This is a genomic window from Salibacterium halotolerans (genome assembly GCF_900115625.1).
Lineage (GTDB): Bacteria > Bacillota > Bacilli > Bacillales > Marinococcaceae > Salibacterium > Salibacterium halotolerans.
On sequence record NZ_FOXD01000015.1, the window covers coordinates 1 to 16,562 of the forward strand.

Here is a 16,562-nt window from a genome sequence, read left to right on the forward strand (position 1 = left end):
GACTTCATTATACCGAAAGAGGCGATTTTTTTGTATATGAAATAGAAAAAGGAGCTGTAAAAGGTCATTTTTTCACAACCTTTTGATACAGCCCCCTCTGCTTATTTCTCTTCCATCGCCATCATTTTATCGACGCGGTCGGCGTGGCGGCCGCCTTCAAACTCCGTATCGAGCCAGGCTTTGACGATTTCACCCGCCAGACCCGGTCCGACGACGCGCTCGCCCATCGCCAGGATGTTGCTGTTATTGTGGGCGCGGGATGCTTTGGCACTGAACACGTCGTGGCAGACCGCGGCGCGGATGCCGTTGACTTTGTTGGCGGAAATGGAAATGCCGATACCGGTTCCGCAGATCAGGATACCTTTATCCACTTCTCCGGCGGCGACGCGTTCGGCCACCGGCTGGGCGTAATCCGGGTAGTCGACCGACTCCTCGCAGTTGCATCCGTAATCTTCTATCTCTATATTCATATCGTGCAGTACTTTCTCCACTTCCACTTTCAATTTGTGACCGGCGTGGTCGGATCCCATTGCAATTTTCACGGGCATTTCCTCCTGACATTTCTTTTTTCGGACTGGGAAAGACACCACTTCAGTCCTCGTTCATCCGCTCCAGTATCTTCTCTACCAGTGTCTCAAGCTCGTCCGCTGTGTGCCGGTACGTGTCACGGGAGCCGCCGATTGGATCGGTAATGTCCCCGGCCCCGCTTTCTTCATTCCAGGCAAATTCTTTCACGGTAAATACTTTGTCCGCAGCTTCCGGGAATTGCTGCACAGTCATGCCGTGGTGGTTTTTCGTCATCGTAAGAATAAGGTCGGCCCAGTCAACCCGTTCTTTCGTTAATGGTTTGGCCGCGTGACGGAGCAGAATATCCCGTTCTTTCAGCACTTCCACCGTTTCTTTGGACGCGGACATACCGGGGGATGCCGACGTCCCGGCGGACTGCACCTCGATATCATCTCTTCCTTTTTCCCGGAGAAGTGCTTCGGCCATCGGGCTCCGGCACGTATTACCGGTACAGACAAACAACACGTTGGTCATCCCTGGTTCCTTCCTTTTTATCTTAATGTAATTTCTATTTTACCACAGATATGTCTGTCACAGAATCAGCTTTACGCCAAGACTGAACAAAATAATGCCGCCGGCGGCTTCTCCAAAATGGCCGAGCATATACTGAAGTCTGCCACCAAGAGCAAGACCGGCCCACGTAAACGCTGCGCTGAATGCTCCAAACAAAAGCAGCACTTCGACCCACGGTGTCTGCAGAATGCCAAGCGATATACCGATCGAGAAACTATCCAGACTGACGAGCACCGCAAACAGAAAGACACCTTTTCCGCGCGGCATAACAGCAGCTGTCGTTTCTTCACTGCTTAGTGCCGACCAGATCATCTGCATGCCGGTGAAGATGAGAAGCACACCGCCTACCATGAGAGCCGCCTGCTCAAACGACTCTTCAATCCATCTTCCGCCGAACAGACCGAAAGACGGCATAATCATATGAAAAAAACCTACCACTGCCGCCGTTTTCAGACGTGGGATTCGTTCTGCCTGATTCATAGCGGCCGCAAGCGACATCGAAAACGCATCCATGCTTAACGCTGCCGCCATTCCGCACAGTACGAGCCAGCCTTCCATTTCCCGTTCCCCTTTCCGGACATGCTCGTACAGCTTATGCATGTCCGGAGCACATCATTCAGGAAGCGGAGGCGGCTTTTTCGAGACGATTCATCACGGCTTCCCCAATGCCCTCTTTCGGGAAGGTTTCACAAAAAATCACATCCACCCCGCTCTGGTCAGCGGCACGCAGATTATCATACAGCTTAGCGGCGATGCCGGCCGGCTTATCCTTTGATCCAAGTGGGATGAAAACATCCGCTGACGCCTCCAGTTCACGGCGGTGTTCATCCACCGCCATGATACCAACCGTTTTTCCTTCCCTGCGTGCTGCCAGGGCAGCTTTCTGCATACCACCTTCGATGAGCACCAAAGGGGAAGACGGAGCATAGTGCCGGTATTTCATCCCCGGCGCTTTTGGAGTATCTTCCTCGGCCGCAGCGTCTGCCTGCACGATGTGTTCTGCCCCGAGAACATCCGTCAGCTGCTCTCTTGTAATACCACCGGGGCGCAGAATCACCGCCTTCTCTCCGGTACAGTCCACAACGGTGGATTCCAGGCCGTACCCGGCATCGCCTCCCTGCACGATACCCGCGATTTGTCCGTCCAGATCATATGTCACGTGTTCGGCTTTTGTCGGACTCGGGCGCCCCGACCGGTTGGCACTGGGAGCAGCCACCGGAACACCGGCCTCGTTAATAAGTGCTCTCGCTACCGGATGCTCAGGCATACGGACCGCGAGCGAGTCAAGTCCGGCGGTTACTTTCTCAGAAACCGCATCGCTTTTCGGAACGATTAACGTGAGCGGACCCGGCCAGAACGCATCGGCCAGTTTTTCCGCCATGTCCGGTATCGAGGACACCAGAGGATGCCACTGGGACCGATCCCCGATATGTACAATCAACGGGTTATCGCCGGGCCTTCCTTTCGCGGCGAATATCTGCTCCACCGCCGTGTCCCTGCGTGCATCCGCCCCGAGACCGTAGACCGTCTCTGTCGGGAACGCAACGGCTTCCCCACGGCTTATACACAACCCAGCTTCTTCTAATTCAGGGGGTAAAGGCTCCTTCCCATCCCAATTATCCACATTCCAGATTTTCGTATGTTTATAACTCAACTTTCCACCCCTTTTCAAGCGTTCCATGAACCCCCATCATTATAAGAAAAATTGCTTTATCCAGGCAAATATAAAAAAGTTACCCACAACTATATGCGTTTCTGTGGATAACTTATTAAAGCCTTCATATCAGTTTTCAATACTCTTTTTAACCCTTGTCGCCAAACCAGCTGTTCCATTTCTCCACAACGAAGAACCGGTACTCCTCTTTTTCATCCACACTATCCCCTGACTTCTCCACATTTTCTCTTGAAACGTCTTCTTTTTCCACAGAATTTGATGACTTATCCACAGAATCGCCGGACGAGATAAAGCAGAGCGGTGGAAACAGTACGCACCACCAGTTATCCCCTTCGCCTTTGCCGATTGTGACGACGAGTGCTTCATATTCACCTGCCGGATAGACAATCGGCCCGTAAATTCTTGTTGGAAAATCCACATCGGATTTCACGGCAATCGAAAAACCGCGTTTTTCCAAGCCGTGATCGTCCAGAATACTCTGGACCGTTTCTTTCAGTCCGGGGAGGGAGCGCTGTAGTTTGGTGAGCGCTTCCTCTTTGTTCAGCTCAGACGTCATTTCGTCCTGTAACTGCTGATTCACCGCGTCGCGTACTTCGGTTTTTACAAGCTGTTCTTCCGGCGAGTTATTGTGGGCGAGAATGCGCAGGCGCACCGCTTCTTCGGGTATCGTCTGAATACCGGCATCCGATGCTGCGGCGTTCTGCTGCTGTTCCATCTGCAGCCAGGATATGAGAACGAGAAATAATACATAAATAAGTGCTTTTTTCGGCATGACTTTGGCACCGTCCTTTCATGATTCATTGTGGACGGTGCCGCTGCGTTCTAAACGATAAAAGGTTCGACATCTTTTGTTGTCACGTTATACGTCATTTCGTTCGCAGAATACCATTCTTGGTTTTTTGTTGATGTCATACCTGACTTCAATATCGGCGAGCGGCAGTTCCTTCCGGAGAATACGGCTTACATCTTCTCCCTGCCGGTCCCCGATTTCAAAGGCGGCCAGACCCCGGGACTGCAGCAGTGCCGGCAGATGAACTGCCATTTTCCGGTAGCAGGCGAGCCCGTCGTCTTCACCGACCAGCGCCAGCTTCGGATCATGGTCTCGGACGAGCGGATCGAGCGCTTCCCACTCCTCGTTCGGAATGTAAGGAGGATTGGATACGATAACGTCGTATTTTGTTTCTCCTTCGAGGAGCGGATCCATCAGACTTCCTTCGATGAACTCGACAGACGCCCCGAGATCAGCGGCGTTCTTCTGCGCGGTCGCAAGTGCCCGGGGCGAAATCTCCACCGCCTTCACCTGCACGTCCGGGGCTTCCAGTGCGATAGTGATCGCGATGACGCCGCTTCCGGTTCCGATATCAGCGATCTGCAGCGCCGTGATATGCTGGCGCCGGATCCAGCCGAGCACCTCATCGACGAGCTCTTCGGTTTCAGGCCTTGGGATCAATACATGTTCGTTGACGTGGAAGCGGCGGCCGTAAAACTCTTCATACCCTGTCAGATGCTGAACAGGAACGCCTTGTGCATGCTGCGTCACGTCACGCGAAAAAGCCTCCCACACGTCATCGGTCACAGGATCACGCCGGGACAGGTGAAAATCCGTCCAGTCCACGTTTAAGTGGTGTTTCATCAACCACTCCGCTGCTTTTGGCTCTCGTCTGCTTTCTTCTAAAAAAGACGAAGCCCGGTGGAGGGCTTCGTACACATATGCAGGCTTCATTTATGCCTCTCCTGCCTCTTCCATCATTTCCGCCTGTTCTTCCACAATCAGCGCTTCGATAATCTGCTCGATTTCGCCCTGCAGCACCTGATCCAGTTTCTGCACAGTGAGGCCGATACGGTGGTCGGTTACACGGCTCTGCGGGAAATTGTACGTACGGATGCGTTCCGAGCGGTCCCCGGTGCCGACTGCTGATTTGCGGTTCTCGTCATACTCAGCTTCGGCTTCTTTCTGGTACATGTCATAAATACGGGCGCGAAGAACTTTCATCGCTTTGTCCTTGTTTTTGATCTGCGATTTTTCGTCCTGACAGGACACCACAATACCGGTCGGTTCGTGGGTGAGCCGTACCGCCGACATGGTCGTGTTTACGCTCTGTCCGCCAGGGCCGCTGGAGGCGAATGTGTCGACGCGGATATCTTTATCGTGGAGTTCCACTTCGACTTCTTCGGCTTCCGGCAGAACCGCCACAGTGGACGTCGACGTATGAATGCGTCCGCCCGACTCGGTGCTCGGGACCCGCTGCACGCGGTGGGCGCCGTTTTCGTATTTCATCTTCGAGTAGGCGCCTTCCCCGTTGATCATAAAAATGATTTTATTGAAGCCGCCGAGTTCCGTCGGGGTCGACTCGATGACTTCCGCTTTCCAGTTGTTCTTCTCAGCGAAACGGGAATACATTCTAAATAGATCGGCCGCAAACAGCGACGCCTCATCGCCGCCTGCCGCTCCACGGATTTCCACGATGACATTTTTATCATCATTGGGGTCTTTGGGCAGCAGCAGAATCCGCAGCGTTTCTTCGAGTTCCTGCTTTTTTTCCGCCAGCTCCTCGATTTCCATTTTAACCATATCTTCCATGTCGTCATCCTGATTTTCCTGCAGCATGGCCTTAGCGTCGTCAAGCTGGGTTGTTGTTTCTTTATATTCCCTGTATTTCTGGACAATATCCGAAATCTCCGCTTGTTCCTTGGAGTAATCCCGTAATTTCGCCGTATCGCTCACGACATCCGGGTCGCTCAGCCATTCGTTCAGCTGTTCATAACGGTCTTCAACGGCTTGCAGACGTTCTAGCACAAGCTTTCACCTCTTTATCGGTTGCATAACATTATAATTATAGTATAATGCCGCCTCTCCGTCAAAAGAATCCGGATCGGGGTATCCGGCTTTCAGGCTTAACATAGACACGTGTGAAATATCTCATCTCGGGGAAGATAATGGGTGAATTATGAATAAAACTGGAGGTATAACTAGTGGGAAATAAAGTGTTTATCAGCCCAAATCAGTACGTGCAGGGAGTCGATGTGGTCGATGAAGCAGGAACATATGCAAAAGATATGGGGAGCAAAGCACTGGTTATCGCAGACGAGTTTGTCTGGGATCTTGCCGGAAACAGAGTGGTGGACAGCCTGAAACAAGAGAACATTGAATCTGTCGGTACTACGTTTAACGGAGAAGCGTCCACCGGAGAAATTAACCGGATTATTGAAGAAGCCAAATCGGAAGGCGCGGATATGATTGTGGGTGTCGGCGGCGGCAAAACGCTTGATACCGCCAAAGGCGTCCGCGATCAGGTTCCCGGCGCCTGCTGCGTGATCATCCCAACCACCGCTTCCACCGATGCACCGACGAGCGCGCTGTCCGTTATTTATTCGGATGAAGGTGTATTTGAAACCTACCGCTTTTATTCGAAAAACCCGGACTTGATCATCATGGATTCGAAAATTATCGCAGGCGCTCCGCCACGCTTTCTGGCTTCGGGCATTGCCGATGCCATGGCAACATGGGTCGAAGCTCGCATGGCGATTCAGGCGAATGCCAACGCCATGGCGGGCGGTCTTTCCACGATTGCGGCCGCAGCCATCGCCGAAAAATGTGAAGAAACTCTTTTTCAATACGGGCTCCTCGCCTACGAATCAAACAAACGGCAGGTTGTGACACATGCCTTGGAGCAGATTGTTGAAGCCAACACGCTGCTGAGCGGGCTTGGATTTGAAAGCAGCGGCCTGGCACTGGCACATGCGATCCATAACGGATTCACCGTCCTCCACGGCGATATACACCACATGACGCACGGGGAAAAAGTCGCTTTCGGCACCCTCAGTCAGCTGACATTGGAGAACCGGTCGAAAGAAGAGTTTGAGAAGTATGTGGACATGTATTCCCGTCTGGAGCTTCCTGTTACGCTGGAAGATCTGCACCTTGAACAGGCTTCGGAAGACGATCTGATGAAGGTTGCAAAAGCCGCTTTAACTGAAGGAGAAAGCAGCCATAACATGCCGATGACGCTCACCGCGTATGACGTCGTAAGTGCCATGAAGGCCGCGGATCAATATGCTAAAGCCTATAAAAAAGAAAACGGGCTCGCATAACCATGAATAGAAAACAAACCCCCGGACGTCTCTTTTAGGAACCGTCCGGGGGTTTTATTGTGCATAATATCGAAAGGTATGTCGGTGCGCTGCTGCTTCGTGGACACTAAACTGCCCGGCAGCATACGTAGTGTCCACGGAAAAAGTGTTGGTGGACACTAAGATTCCGAAGCCGGCAGATAGTGTCCATTGAATTCTGCCGGTGTACACTAATTTCTGATTTCGGCAACGTAGTGTCCACAACCGGATAGACGGCAGCTGCCTTCGTCCTGCCCGGCTGAAAACGAAGTACCCGACGCCGGCGGATGCTTTTTCTTCAATGCATTCGGATAGTAAGAGTTCGGCGTTTACGTCACGTTTGTATGCCGGCTGCCCGCGTAAACGTCACGTAAAGCCGTCCATAATGACGTTTAGGGTGTCCGCATCCGGCCTAAACGTCATCATGGCGTTCCAACGTTACGTTTAGCTTCTTTTTTCGGGCATAAACGTCATCTAAACGTGCTCATAACGACGTTTGCATCGGGAGCCGGCGCCTAAACGTCGTTATGCTTTCCATCCGGTGCGTTAGAAAAAACGTTTTTATTTTTTCAGGAAGGGAATACTGTCTGTACTACCATATAGTAAAGAGCAAAGGGTGTTTAGTCATGAAATACGTGATCATCGGCGGAGATGCGGCCGGGATGAGCGCTGCGATGCAGATTGTGCGTAATGTGGAAGAAGCGGAGGTGACAACGCTTGAAGCAGGCGGCATTTATTCGTACGCCCAGTGCGGCCTTCCTTACATTGTGGGGGGTGAGGTGGAACATACCGATAAGCTGATTGCGCGGGATGTGGAAACGTTCCGGGAAAAATACGGCATCGATGCGAGAGTGTTCCACCACGTGGAGGCTGTCGATACAAAAAAGCAGATCGTATCCGGTCAAAATCTCGAAACAGGACAGCCTTTTGAACTGCCGTATGACAAGCTTCTCATCGCAAGCGGCGGTTCGCCGGTGCTTCCGGATGTGCCTGGACGGACGCTGAAAGGCGTTCATACGTTAAAAACGATTCCGGATATCGAAGCAATTGATGCGGATCTGGATGACGTGCACGATGTAACCATTATCGGAGGCGGCTACATCGGCCTGGAACTTGCTGAAAATCTGATTGAAACAGGCCGGAACGTGCGTATCATCGACCGCAATGACCGCATCGCCAAAATGTTTGATCCCGACATGACACCCCTTATTCATGAAGAAGCTGGGAAGCACGGCGTCGAGCTGTGCCTCGGGGAATCGGTGGAAGCGCTGGAAGGCGTGCAGAGGATCCAAGCTGTTCAGACGACGGGCAGCTGGTATGATACAGATCTCGTCATCGCCGCCACGGGCATACGGCCCAACACGGACTTTCTCGAAAACGCCGGCGTTCAGCTCCGGCATAACGGCGCGGTACAGGTGGACGCGTGGATGCGGACAAACGTGGACCACGTGTATGCGGCCGGGGACTGCGCCGTGCAGTACCACCGCATCAAAGAGCGGGACGATTATGTTCCGCTTGGCACCCATGCCAATAAACAGGGCCGCGCCGCCGGGAAAAACATGGCCGGTATCCCGAAGCAGTTTCAAGGCATCGTCGGCACGTCCATTCTCCGCTTTTTTGACCTCACCCTCGCCAAAACCGGGTTAAATGAAGCGGAAGCCGAATCCATGTCTTTTCCGTTTGATACCGTGATGCACCAGACCGTCGATAAAGCCGGTTATTTTGAAGGAAAAAAACCGCTCACTCTGAAACTGGTGTACCGTACGGATACCGAAGAAGTCATCGGTGGTCAGGTCATCGGAGAATCCGGCGCAGCCAAGCGTATCGACGTGCTCGCCGTTACATTGTTCCACCGGATGACCTTAGATGACTACGAAGACCTTGATTTATCCTACGCACCCCCGTACAACGGCGTTTGGGATCCGATCCAGCAGACCGTGCGGCGGGCGACGTGAAAAAAACGCTCCCGCTGATCCTGAAGGATGGCCGGGAGCGTTTTGGTATGAAAGAAAAGCTGCGCTGTTGTATCCGTTGCGGGCCGGTCCCGTTGCGGGGTTGGCTGAAAGGTGGATGTCAGGGGACACTAATCAGAAGAAAGCAGCACTTAGCGTCCACCAATCGCTGCTCCATGTACACTATAAGGCTGAAATCAACGGATATTGTCTACCGGCGGCTGGTAATGGACACTATTGGATTGTGACGACAAACCAGTGTACCCGGAAACACTTTTCATGCACACTAACATCACTTCCCCGTGGTTTAGTGTCCACTCCCTGCCTTCCACCATATTAAGCAAAACGCGGGCGGGCCTCCGCTTTTGGTCATCCATCCAATACCGTCACATGTACCTGATACCTCGGAAACTCCTGCTTGTACTGCCGCTTCAGCTGCTGCTGCTTTTTCTTTTTTTCTTCCTTGTCCCACGACGTATCGCTTGTCGTATAAAGATACGCATGGCGGCCGCCGAACATGACGTATTTCGGGGAAAAACCGATGCGGCGGGCGATGTCTTTCACTCTGTCGTTGTCATCCCCCTGGTTATACTCGTTCGTTGTCATCGATACATTCCCGGGACCCTGGTTGTAATCTGAAGGTGCCGCCGGTTCAGGACTTTGCAGCGGCCCGGCCTGCGGGGACTTATCCTGTTCACAGGATGCGGCCGACAGGAGCACCACACTCAGCAGAAAATATACGATATATTTCATAAAAAGACGTCCTCCTTGAGGCAGGTTGTCCTTTTAGGATTTCCGGTCCGCGCGTTTTCATGCAGCGTCACACATAAACCCGGCCTCGCATGCACCTCTTGGCCGGTAAACTCTCTTCTTTGGCTTGTATTAACCTCTATTCGGACGGTAAATCACAGCATTTGGCATGTATTCACTGACATTTGGCCGGTATACGACCTGAGCACACGATTTTCTGCCCCGCCGGCATCCAGGTAAAAAAATCCGGGCGATCCATATAGATCGTCCGGATTGTGATGCCACCCTGTATTTTTTGTTCAGCAGGTAGACCCTGTATTTTCAATATGCAGCTCGGACACGGGCCGGCCTGGTACTTCGTGGCAGTGCCGGCAGCGTGGTTCGTAGGCTTCATCGGCTCCGACCATAATCACTTCATCGTCATAGTGCGCCGGGCGTCCTTCGATCAGGCGCTGCGTGCGGGAAGCGGGAGATCCGCAGCAGGGACAGACCGCCTGCAGTTTCACCACTTCTTCCGCTGCTGCCATGAGCTCTTTCACCTGCACGAACGGCTCGCCCCGGAAATCCTGGTCGAGTCCGGCCAGTACCACTTTGATACCGCGGTCCGCCAGGTGCTGGGCGACAGAAACAATGCCGCGGTCGAAAAACTGCGCTTCGTCCACCGCCACCATCTGCACCCCCTTTTCGAGCATCGGCAGGATGTCGCGCGAGTGCCCTACCGCTTTGGCCCATATTTTCGTCCCATTGTGGGAAACGACTTCTTCCTCACTGTACCGGTCGTCGAGCGCCGGTTTAAACACAATTACGTTCAGGTTGCCGTAGGCTGCCCGGCGGATGCGCCGGATCAGTTCTTCGGATTTTCCGGAAAACATACTGCCGCAGATGACTTCCATCCATCCATCTTTTCGTATCATGTACATTCTTGTTCCCCTTACTTACTTCCTCATTTATTCTTTTCTTATTTTCCCTGAAATTCAGAATGTATTCAATAGGTCTTGGGAAGTTTTCGGGATTATCCATTTAAACGGTCCCGCTCAGGCTGCGAAGCAGCGGCGGACGCCGCGTTCCACTGCATGCGCTGCTTGCGTTTCTGCCGCAGGACGCGGGTGACGATCCCGTCTTCGCCGGCAAAAAGAAACGAAATCAGGAAAAAGACACCTGTCATCACGGCCATACTTCCGGAAATGGAAACATTTAGCCATTTGGCAGCATAGTATCCGCTGAAACAGGAAGCAGCGCTGATGAAAATGCTGAGTACAAACATATACGGAAAGCTTCGCGTCCATAAATACGCTGATGCCGCCGGAACAATCATAAAGGCCACGACCAGTACAGCTCCCACGCTGTCAAACGACGAAACAGCGGTGACCGATGTCATCGTCATAAGCAGGTAGTGCAAAAATGCCACCGGAACACCGAGTGCCACGGCGAGCCCCGGATCAAAAGTCGACACTTTCCATTCCTTATAGAAAAGCACCGCGAGGATCACGTTAAGGAACAGCACCACACTGACAAAAAGAAACGCCTGCGGCATAGACACGCCGAATACGCTCACTGTCTGAAAGGGCACAAATGCGATATCGCCCATCAACGCATGATTGACATCGAGGTGGACGTTTCCGGCATATCGGGAAATGAGAAACACACCGAGCGCGAAAAACGCCGTAAATGTCACGCCGATGGCGGCATCCGGCTGCACGCCGGAGTTCTGGAGGAGCTGGATAACAATGGTTGTCAGTAACCCCGCAACCGCCGCTCCAATAAGCATCGTGAAACTGTCCAGCGTGCTCGTCAGCAAAAAGGCCGATACCAGTCCGAGTATGACAGTATGGCTGATGGCATCCGAAATCATCGCCATCTGCCGGAGCACCAGCAGAACACCGATGATACTGCATGAAGCACCGACCAGTACACCGGTAACAATGATCCATCCTTCATAGGTCAAGATGGTTTCCTCCTTTCAGCCGTCATGTGAGATACCTGTTCTTTTTCAGCCAGTTCCACAACCGCCGGGCTTCGCTGTTTTCCACACCCAGTGTTTTCTGCCAGGCAGCATACCTTGAGGGAGTGGTATCGGGAACAGAATCAAGCGCCTGAACGGCCTGCTGCTTTTTCCACCGGCGCCGGAACCGGCGGTATGCGGTGATCTGGGCCAGCTTTCCTCTCCCCGGCGCAAAAAGAAATGAGAACACAAAGACAGCCGTTGCCGTTAATACGACGACCGGTCCCGTCGGAATGCCGCCGTCGAGTGCACTGAGAGCGGCGCCGGACAAACCGGAGAAAGCGCCGATCAGAGCCGACAGAATGACCATGATGCCAAGCCGGTCGGTCCAGTATCTGGCGGCAATGGCAGGCGTAATGATGAGCGCCGACATTAAAATAATACCGACAGCCTGAATTCCCGCTGTCACAATCAGTACGATGGAAAAGCTCAGGATGCTGTTCAGGGTTTTGGTTTTCCATCCCAGACCTCCTGCGAACAACGGATCAAAAATTACAAGCTTCCATTCTTTAAAAAACAACAGCGCCGCGGCTGTCACAAGCATGGCAATACCGCTCATCATCCAGACATCGAACTGAACCATCGAAGCGGCCTGACCGAAAATGTAACTATCCAGTCCACTTTTATTGCCGGCCGAGCTGTTGGTAATCATCGTGAGCAGAACAATACCAAGCCCGAAAAACACAGAAAGAATTAAGCCGATCGCTGTATCCTGTTTCAGTTTTGTATTCCGGTGAATGATGCGGATGCCCCACAGGCTGATAAACCCAAAGACAGCAGCGCCGATCATCAGCGCAGGCAGCTCTCTTCCGGCAGCCAGAAATCCAAGACACACACCGGGAAGTGCTGCGTGTGACATCGCTTCGCCTACCAGACTTTCTTTACGTAAAAGCACAAACGAACCGATGACGCCGCTTGCGATCCCTAAAAACATAGAGCCAAGCAGGACCCAGCGGAGATTGGGACTCTCAAGCAGAGACAGCCATTCCTGCATCATGACAGCCCCCCCGTTTCTTCAGAGGCCGCGGACTGAAGGAAAGCCAGCTGGCCGCCGTAGGCCTGCTGGAGCTTTTCTTTTGTGAACACTTCTTCTGTCGGACCTTGCGCCACCACCTGTTTGTTCAACAGAATCATCCAGTCGAAATATTCCCGTGCTGTCTGCAGGTCGTGATGCACGACTATAATGGTTTTGTTCTGCTGTTTCCATTTCTGCATCAGCTCGATGATGGCGCGCTCCGTTTTGGCGTCGATGCCTGCGAATGGTTCATCCATGATATACAACGAAGCATCCTGGGCCATCGCGCGGGCCAGAAAAACCCGCTGCTGCTGCCCTCCGGAAAGCTGCCTGATCTGTCTTTTCGCATAATCCTCCATACCCAATTCTTTTAGACTTTGAAAAGCAACCTCTCTGTCCTGTTTCCGCGGCCGACGGAACAGTCCGACGTGGCCGTACCGCCCCATCGTTACAACATCCAGGGCGTTTGTCGGAAAGTCCCAGTCGACTTCACCGCGCTGGGGGACGTACCCGATGCTGGAGCGTACTTTTTTCAGCTCGTCGCCGAAGAATACAGCACGCCCGTGCAGTTTCGGTACAAGATCAAGCACCGCCTTAAGCAGCGTGGACTTTCCTGCGCCGTTTGGTCCTACAATACCTACCAGTTTTCCCTGTGGAACAGAAAACGCCGCGTTCTCAAGTACTGTTGATTCCTGATAAGCTACGGTTATATTCTGAACGTCCAATGCGTCACTCATTATGCTGCCTCCTTGTTTTACTGGAGAGATGATACGATCGTATCGATGTTGTGACGGAACATGCCTTCGTACGTTCCTTCCTCTGTTCCGGCTTCACCCATCGCATCCGAATACAGTTCTCCGCCGATTTCCACCTGCTGTCCCTGCTCTTTCGCGCCTTCCACAACAGAATTCACCGCCTGCTCCGAGACGCTTGATTCTACAAACAGGGCTCCTATGCTGCGCTCCACCATCAAGTCGACGATATTATTCACGTCGCCTACACCAAATTCAGCATCGGTACTGATCCCCTGAAGCCCTTTGACCTCCATGCCGTACGCATCCCCGAAGTAGCTGAAAGCGTCATGGGCGGTCACGATGACGCGGCTTTCTTCCGGAATTTTATGAATTTGTTCTTCCGCGTACGTATCCATTTCATCCAGCATATCGAGGTACTCCTGTGCGCGCTCTTTATAAGCTTCTTCGTTGGCCGGATCCACTTCAATGAACGCATCCCTCACTGCTTTTACAGCATACGCCCATCTGTCCGGGTCGAACCATACGTGAGGGTCATGCGGATAGTCCTCTCCCCCGGATATCAGCATATCTTCGGGTACGTTCTCCGCAACGGCAAAGCTCGGGGTTTCACTTTCCACGTTTTGAAATACCTCTCCCATGTTTCCTTCGAGATTCAATCCGTTGTAAAGGTTCAAATCCGCTTCCGTCAGATTTTGTACGTCCTGCTGCGTCGGTTCGTACAGGTGCGGGTCCACGCCCGGTCCCATCATTCCCTGTACATCAGCCTGCTCGCCGCCTATATGTGCCGCAATATCTCTAACCTGGCCGGTTGTTGTGACAACAGAAAGTTTGCCGCCGCCAGATTCCCCGGAGGATCCTGCATTTTCACCGGCACCGCATGCTCCGAGAAGAAGCAGGCCGCTGCTGAATACAACAATTTTTTTCAACAAGCTCATTTTTTTACCTCCAGTTAACATATTTTTATCAATGACAAAAAGTTTCCCTTATGCAATAATAAACCTGCGCCATTATTTTTTCAATGCTTTTTTTCATGGACAAGAAGAAAACAAATGGGTTTCTATTATACATACTGAAAAGGCCCAATTTTTGTTCTTCTGAATATCTTCATTCTGAAACGTGGAAGCCTGGTCGGGCTGGAGCGGAGAGAGGGCTGTGTTTTTTCAGGCGGATCGAGGGAGTGGACACTGGACGACTCCGGGGAAATCTTAGTATCCATCAACGCTGATTTGGTGAACACTAAGACGACGGCGCGGGCACGAAAATGCGGCGAATGCGCGTGCATCCGTCGTTTCCATCCATTAAAAAAACCAGGCAGGGATCCACGTCCCTGCCTGGTTTCGTCCAGGTCTGACTATTAGTCGAGGTTGTATTTCTTCTTGAAACGGTCGATGCGGCCGCCGGTGTCAGCGAGCTTCTGCTTCCCGGTATAGAACGGGTGGGAGTCGGAGCTGATTTCCACTTTCAACAGTGGATACGTGTTGCCGTCTTCCCATTCAATCGTTTCGTCCGACGATTTCGTGGAACCGCTCAAGAACTTAAATCCTGTGCTGGAATCCATAAATACGACTTTTTGGAATTGCGGATGGATGTCCTGCTTCATTTGTTTTCACTCCTTTTGCTCTGGTGGTGAAATGCCGCGGCTTGCACGGCTTTGAACCGGACAGCGCGCAGCATGTATCTTCCTTTTCCATCAGCGTTTGATGTCACACATAACGGGATTATAACAAGTCCGCCGCGATATTTCAACTATTTCTTCACTATCCGATCAGCTGCGCCGATTCGATGTGCGGCCTTTCTGCTTGTCCTTTTCGAGTTCTTCGAAAAACTCGTCATTTGTCTTCGTCTGTTTGACTTGGCGGATAAAATGATCCAGAAAATCCGGGGAATCGTTCATCGTTTTCCGCATCGCCCACAAGTTTTCAAGATGCTCTTTGGAAAGAAGGAGTTCTTCTTTTCTCGTGCTGGAACGACGGATATCGATGGCTGGGAAAATGCGGCGTTCTGCCAGACGGCGGTCCAGATGCAGTTCCATGTTGCCGGTTCCCTTGAATTCTTCGTAAATCACATCGTCCATCCGCGATCCTGTTTCCACCAGCGCGGTCGCAAGAATGGTGAGGCTGCCGCCTTCTTCAATATTGCGCGCCGCTCCGAAAAAGCGTTTCGGACGGTGCAGCGCCGCCGGGTCAATACCGCCGGACAGCGTACGGCCGCTCGGCGGAATGACCAGGTTGTAGGCACGGGCCAGACGGGTAATGCTGTCCATGAGAATAACGACATCCTTCTTCTGCTCCACGAGCCGCATCGCGCGTTCGAGAACCAGTTCGGATACTTTAATATGATTTTCCGGCACTTCATCGAAGGTGGAACTGGCAATGTCGCCGTCCACCGACCGTTCAATGTCGGTCACCTCTTCCGGGCGTTCATCAATCAGAAGCACGATTAATTCCGTTTCGGGATGGTTTTCGGTAATGCTGTTCGCTACTTCTTTTAAGAGAGAGGTCTTCCCGGCTTTAGGCTGGGCGACGATAAGTCCGCGCTGCCCGAAGCCGACCGGTGTGACCATATCCATAATACGGGTCCCGGCGCGTCCCGGTTTATTTTCAAGATTCATGCGCTCCTGCGGGTACAGGGGAGTGAGCGCCGGGAAATGAGGGCGTTCCTTGGATGCGTCGGGATCGTCTCCATTCACCGCCTCCACCATCAGCAGGCCGTGATAGCGTTCCGAATCTTTCGGCGGCCGGACTTTCCCGGATACTTTGTCGCCGTTTCTCAGATCAAAGCGGCGGATCTGGGAGGCGGAAATATAAATGTCTTCCGAACTCGGCAGATAATTAATCGGCCGCAGGAAACCATACCCTTCCGTCTGGATGATTTCAAGAATCCCTTCCATGAACATATAACCGTCTTTTTCCGCCTGTCCTTTCAGAATGGCAAAAATCAATTCGCGTTTTGTCAGTTTGCTGTAGTAGGATACTTTATACTCTTTGGCGAGCGCATAAAGTTCTTTCAGCGTTTTATTCTCCAATTCTGCTAAGTTTACACTCAATCATCGTCACCACTTTTCTACATAATCAAATACACACTTCGCTGTACTGCTTCGTTTCTATGAAAAACAAGGGTTGGAATTTTTATAGGATACCTGCTGGTTCGGGGTGGAAAGTTGCGGCTTCCGCTTGGAAATGCTGATAAAATCTTCAGGTGGGGATATATCATATACTATCTT

17 protein-coding genes are annotated in these 16,562 nt (G+C 52.2%); 2 read left to right on the forward strand and 15 right to left on the reverse strand.

Translation table 11 applies throughout. The features are described 5' to 3' along the window. Positions 1-101: 101 nt before the first annotated feature. The 7 genes from rpiB to prfA all read right to left on the reverse strand — a co-directional run bounded on the left by rpiB (position 102) and on the right by prfA (position 5,552). Positions 102-542, reverse strand: coding sequence for a ribose 5-phosphate isomerase B (gene rpiB / locus BM124_RS12595; RefSeq protein ID WP_093338018.1), 441 nt, complete (start codon positions 540-542; stop codon positions 102-104). Between the two features lie 49 nt (positions 543-591). Then, positions 592-1,041 carry a low molecular weight protein arginine phosphatase gene (locus BM124_RS12600; RefSeq protein WP_093338020.1) on the reverse strand — a complete coding sequence of 150 codons (450 nt, stop codon included), beginning with the start codon at positions 1,039-1,041 and terminating at the stop codon, positions 592-594. A gap of 57 nt (positions 1,042-1,098) precedes the next feature. After that, positions 1,099-1,680 carry a manganese efflux pump MntP gene (locus BM124_RS12605; RefSeq protein ID WP_093338021.1) on the reverse strand — a complete coding sequence of 194 codons (582 nt, stop codon included), beginning with the start codon at positions 1,678-1,680 and terminating at the stop codon, positions 1,099-1,101. Between the two features lie 16 nt (positions 1,681-1,696). Then, positions 1,697-2,761, reverse strand: coding sequence for an L-threonylcarbamoyladenylate synthase (locus BM124_RS12610; RefSeq protein WP_093338023.1), 1,065 nt, complete (start codon positions 2,759-2,761; stop codon positions 1,697-1,699). A gap of 121 nt (positions 2,762-2,882) precedes the next feature. Further along, complete coding sequence (gene spoIIR / locus BM124_RS12615) at positions 2,883-3,527, reverse strand: stage II sporulation protein R (protein ID WP_093338024.1); 645 nt, start codon at positions 3,525-3,527, stop codon at positions 2,883-2,885. An 87-nt stretch (positions 3,528-3,614) separates the two neighbouring features. Next, positions 3,615-4,478 carry a peptide chain release factor N(5)-glutamine methyltransferase gene (gene prmC / locus BM124_RS12620; RefSeq protein ID WP_093338026.1) on the reverse strand — a complete coding sequence of 288 codons (864 nt, stop codon included), beginning with the start codon at positions 4,476-4,478 and terminating at the stop codon, positions 3,615-3,617. Further along, on the reverse strand, positions 4,479-5,552 hold the full coding sequence (prfA, locus tag BM124_RS12625) for a peptide chain release factor 1 (protein WP_093338027.1): 1,074 nt from the start codon (positions 5,550-5,552) through the stop codon (positions 4,479-4,481). 176 nt (positions 5,553-5,728) lie between these two features. On the opposite strand from prfA, the gene BM124_RS12630 reads away from it, so the two are divergent. Then, positions 5,729-6,847: a glycerol dehydrogenase gene (locus BM124_RS12630; RefSeq protein ID WP_093338028.1), complete on the forward strand. Its 1,119-nt coding sequence runs from the start codon at positions 5,729-5,731 to the stop codon at positions 6,845-6,847. 644 nt (positions 6,848-7,491) lie between these two features. After that, positions 7,492-8,820, forward strand: coding sequence for an FAD-dependent oxidoreductase (locus BM124_RS12635; protein WP_093338030.1), 1,329 nt, complete (start codon positions 7,492-7,494; stop codon positions 8,818-8,820). Positions 8,821-9,186: 366 nt separating this feature from the next. Here BM124_RS12635 and BM124_RS12640 read toward each other — a convergent pair whose 3' ends face one another. The 8 genes from BM124_RS12640 to rho all read right to left on the reverse strand — a co-directional run bounded on the left by BM124_RS12640 (position 9,187) and on the right by rho (position 16,385). Beyond that, positions 9,187-9,570, reverse strand: a complete 384-nt coding sequence (locus BM124_RS12640) for a hypothetical protein (protein WP_093338031.1) — start codon at positions 9,568-9,570, stop codon at positions 9,187-9,189. 296 nt (positions 9,571-9,866) lie between these two features. Beyond that, the gene (locus BM124_RS12645) at positions 9,867-10,487 is read right to left on the reverse strand and encodes a thymidine kinase (protein WP_093338033.1); all 621 of its coding nucleotides are present in this window, start codon (positions 10,485-10,487) and stop codon (positions 9,867-9,869) included. 92 nt (positions 10,488-10,579) lie between these two features. Next, a complete protein-coding gene (locus BM124_RS12650) occupies positions 10,580-11,512 on the reverse strand; it encodes a metal ABC transporter permease (RefSeq protein WP_093338034.1) in 933 nt (310 codons plus the stop codon). A 22-nt stretch (positions 11,513-11,534) separates the two neighbouring features. After that, on the reverse strand, positions 11,535-12,566 hold the full coding sequence (locus BM124_RS12655) for a metal ABC transporter permease (RefSeq protein WP_244504332.1): 1,032 nt from the start codon (positions 12,564-12,566) through the stop codon (positions 11,535-11,537). Next, a complete protein-coding gene (locus BM124_RS12660; protein ID WP_093338036.1) occupies positions 12,563-13,321 on the reverse strand; it encodes a metal ABC transporter ATP-binding protein in 759 nt (252 codons plus the stop codon). Before BM124_RS12660 ends, BM124_RS12655 begins: the two co-directional genes overlap by 4 nt. A gap of 17 nt (positions 13,322-13,338) precedes the next feature. Beyond that, entirely contained in the window at positions 13,339-14,274 is a 936-nt protein-coding gene (locus tag BM124_RS12665; protein ID WP_093338037.1) for a metal ABC transporter solute-binding protein, Zn/Mn family, read from the reverse strand. Between the two features lie 419 nt (positions 14,275-14,693). Further along, on the reverse strand, positions 14,694-14,939 hold the full coding sequence (locus BM124_RS12670; RefSeq protein WP_093338039.1) for a type B 50S ribosomal protein L31: 246 nt from the start codon (positions 14,937-14,939) through the stop codon (positions 14,694-14,696). A 165-nt stretch (positions 14,940-15,104) separates the two neighbouring features. Further along, positions 15,105-16,385, reverse strand: a complete 1,281-nt coding sequence (rho, locus tag BM124_RS12675) for a transcription termination factor Rho (protein WP_093338041.1) — start codon at positions 16,383-16,385, stop codon at positions 15,105-15,107. Positions 16,386-16,562: the final 177 nt, after the last annotated feature.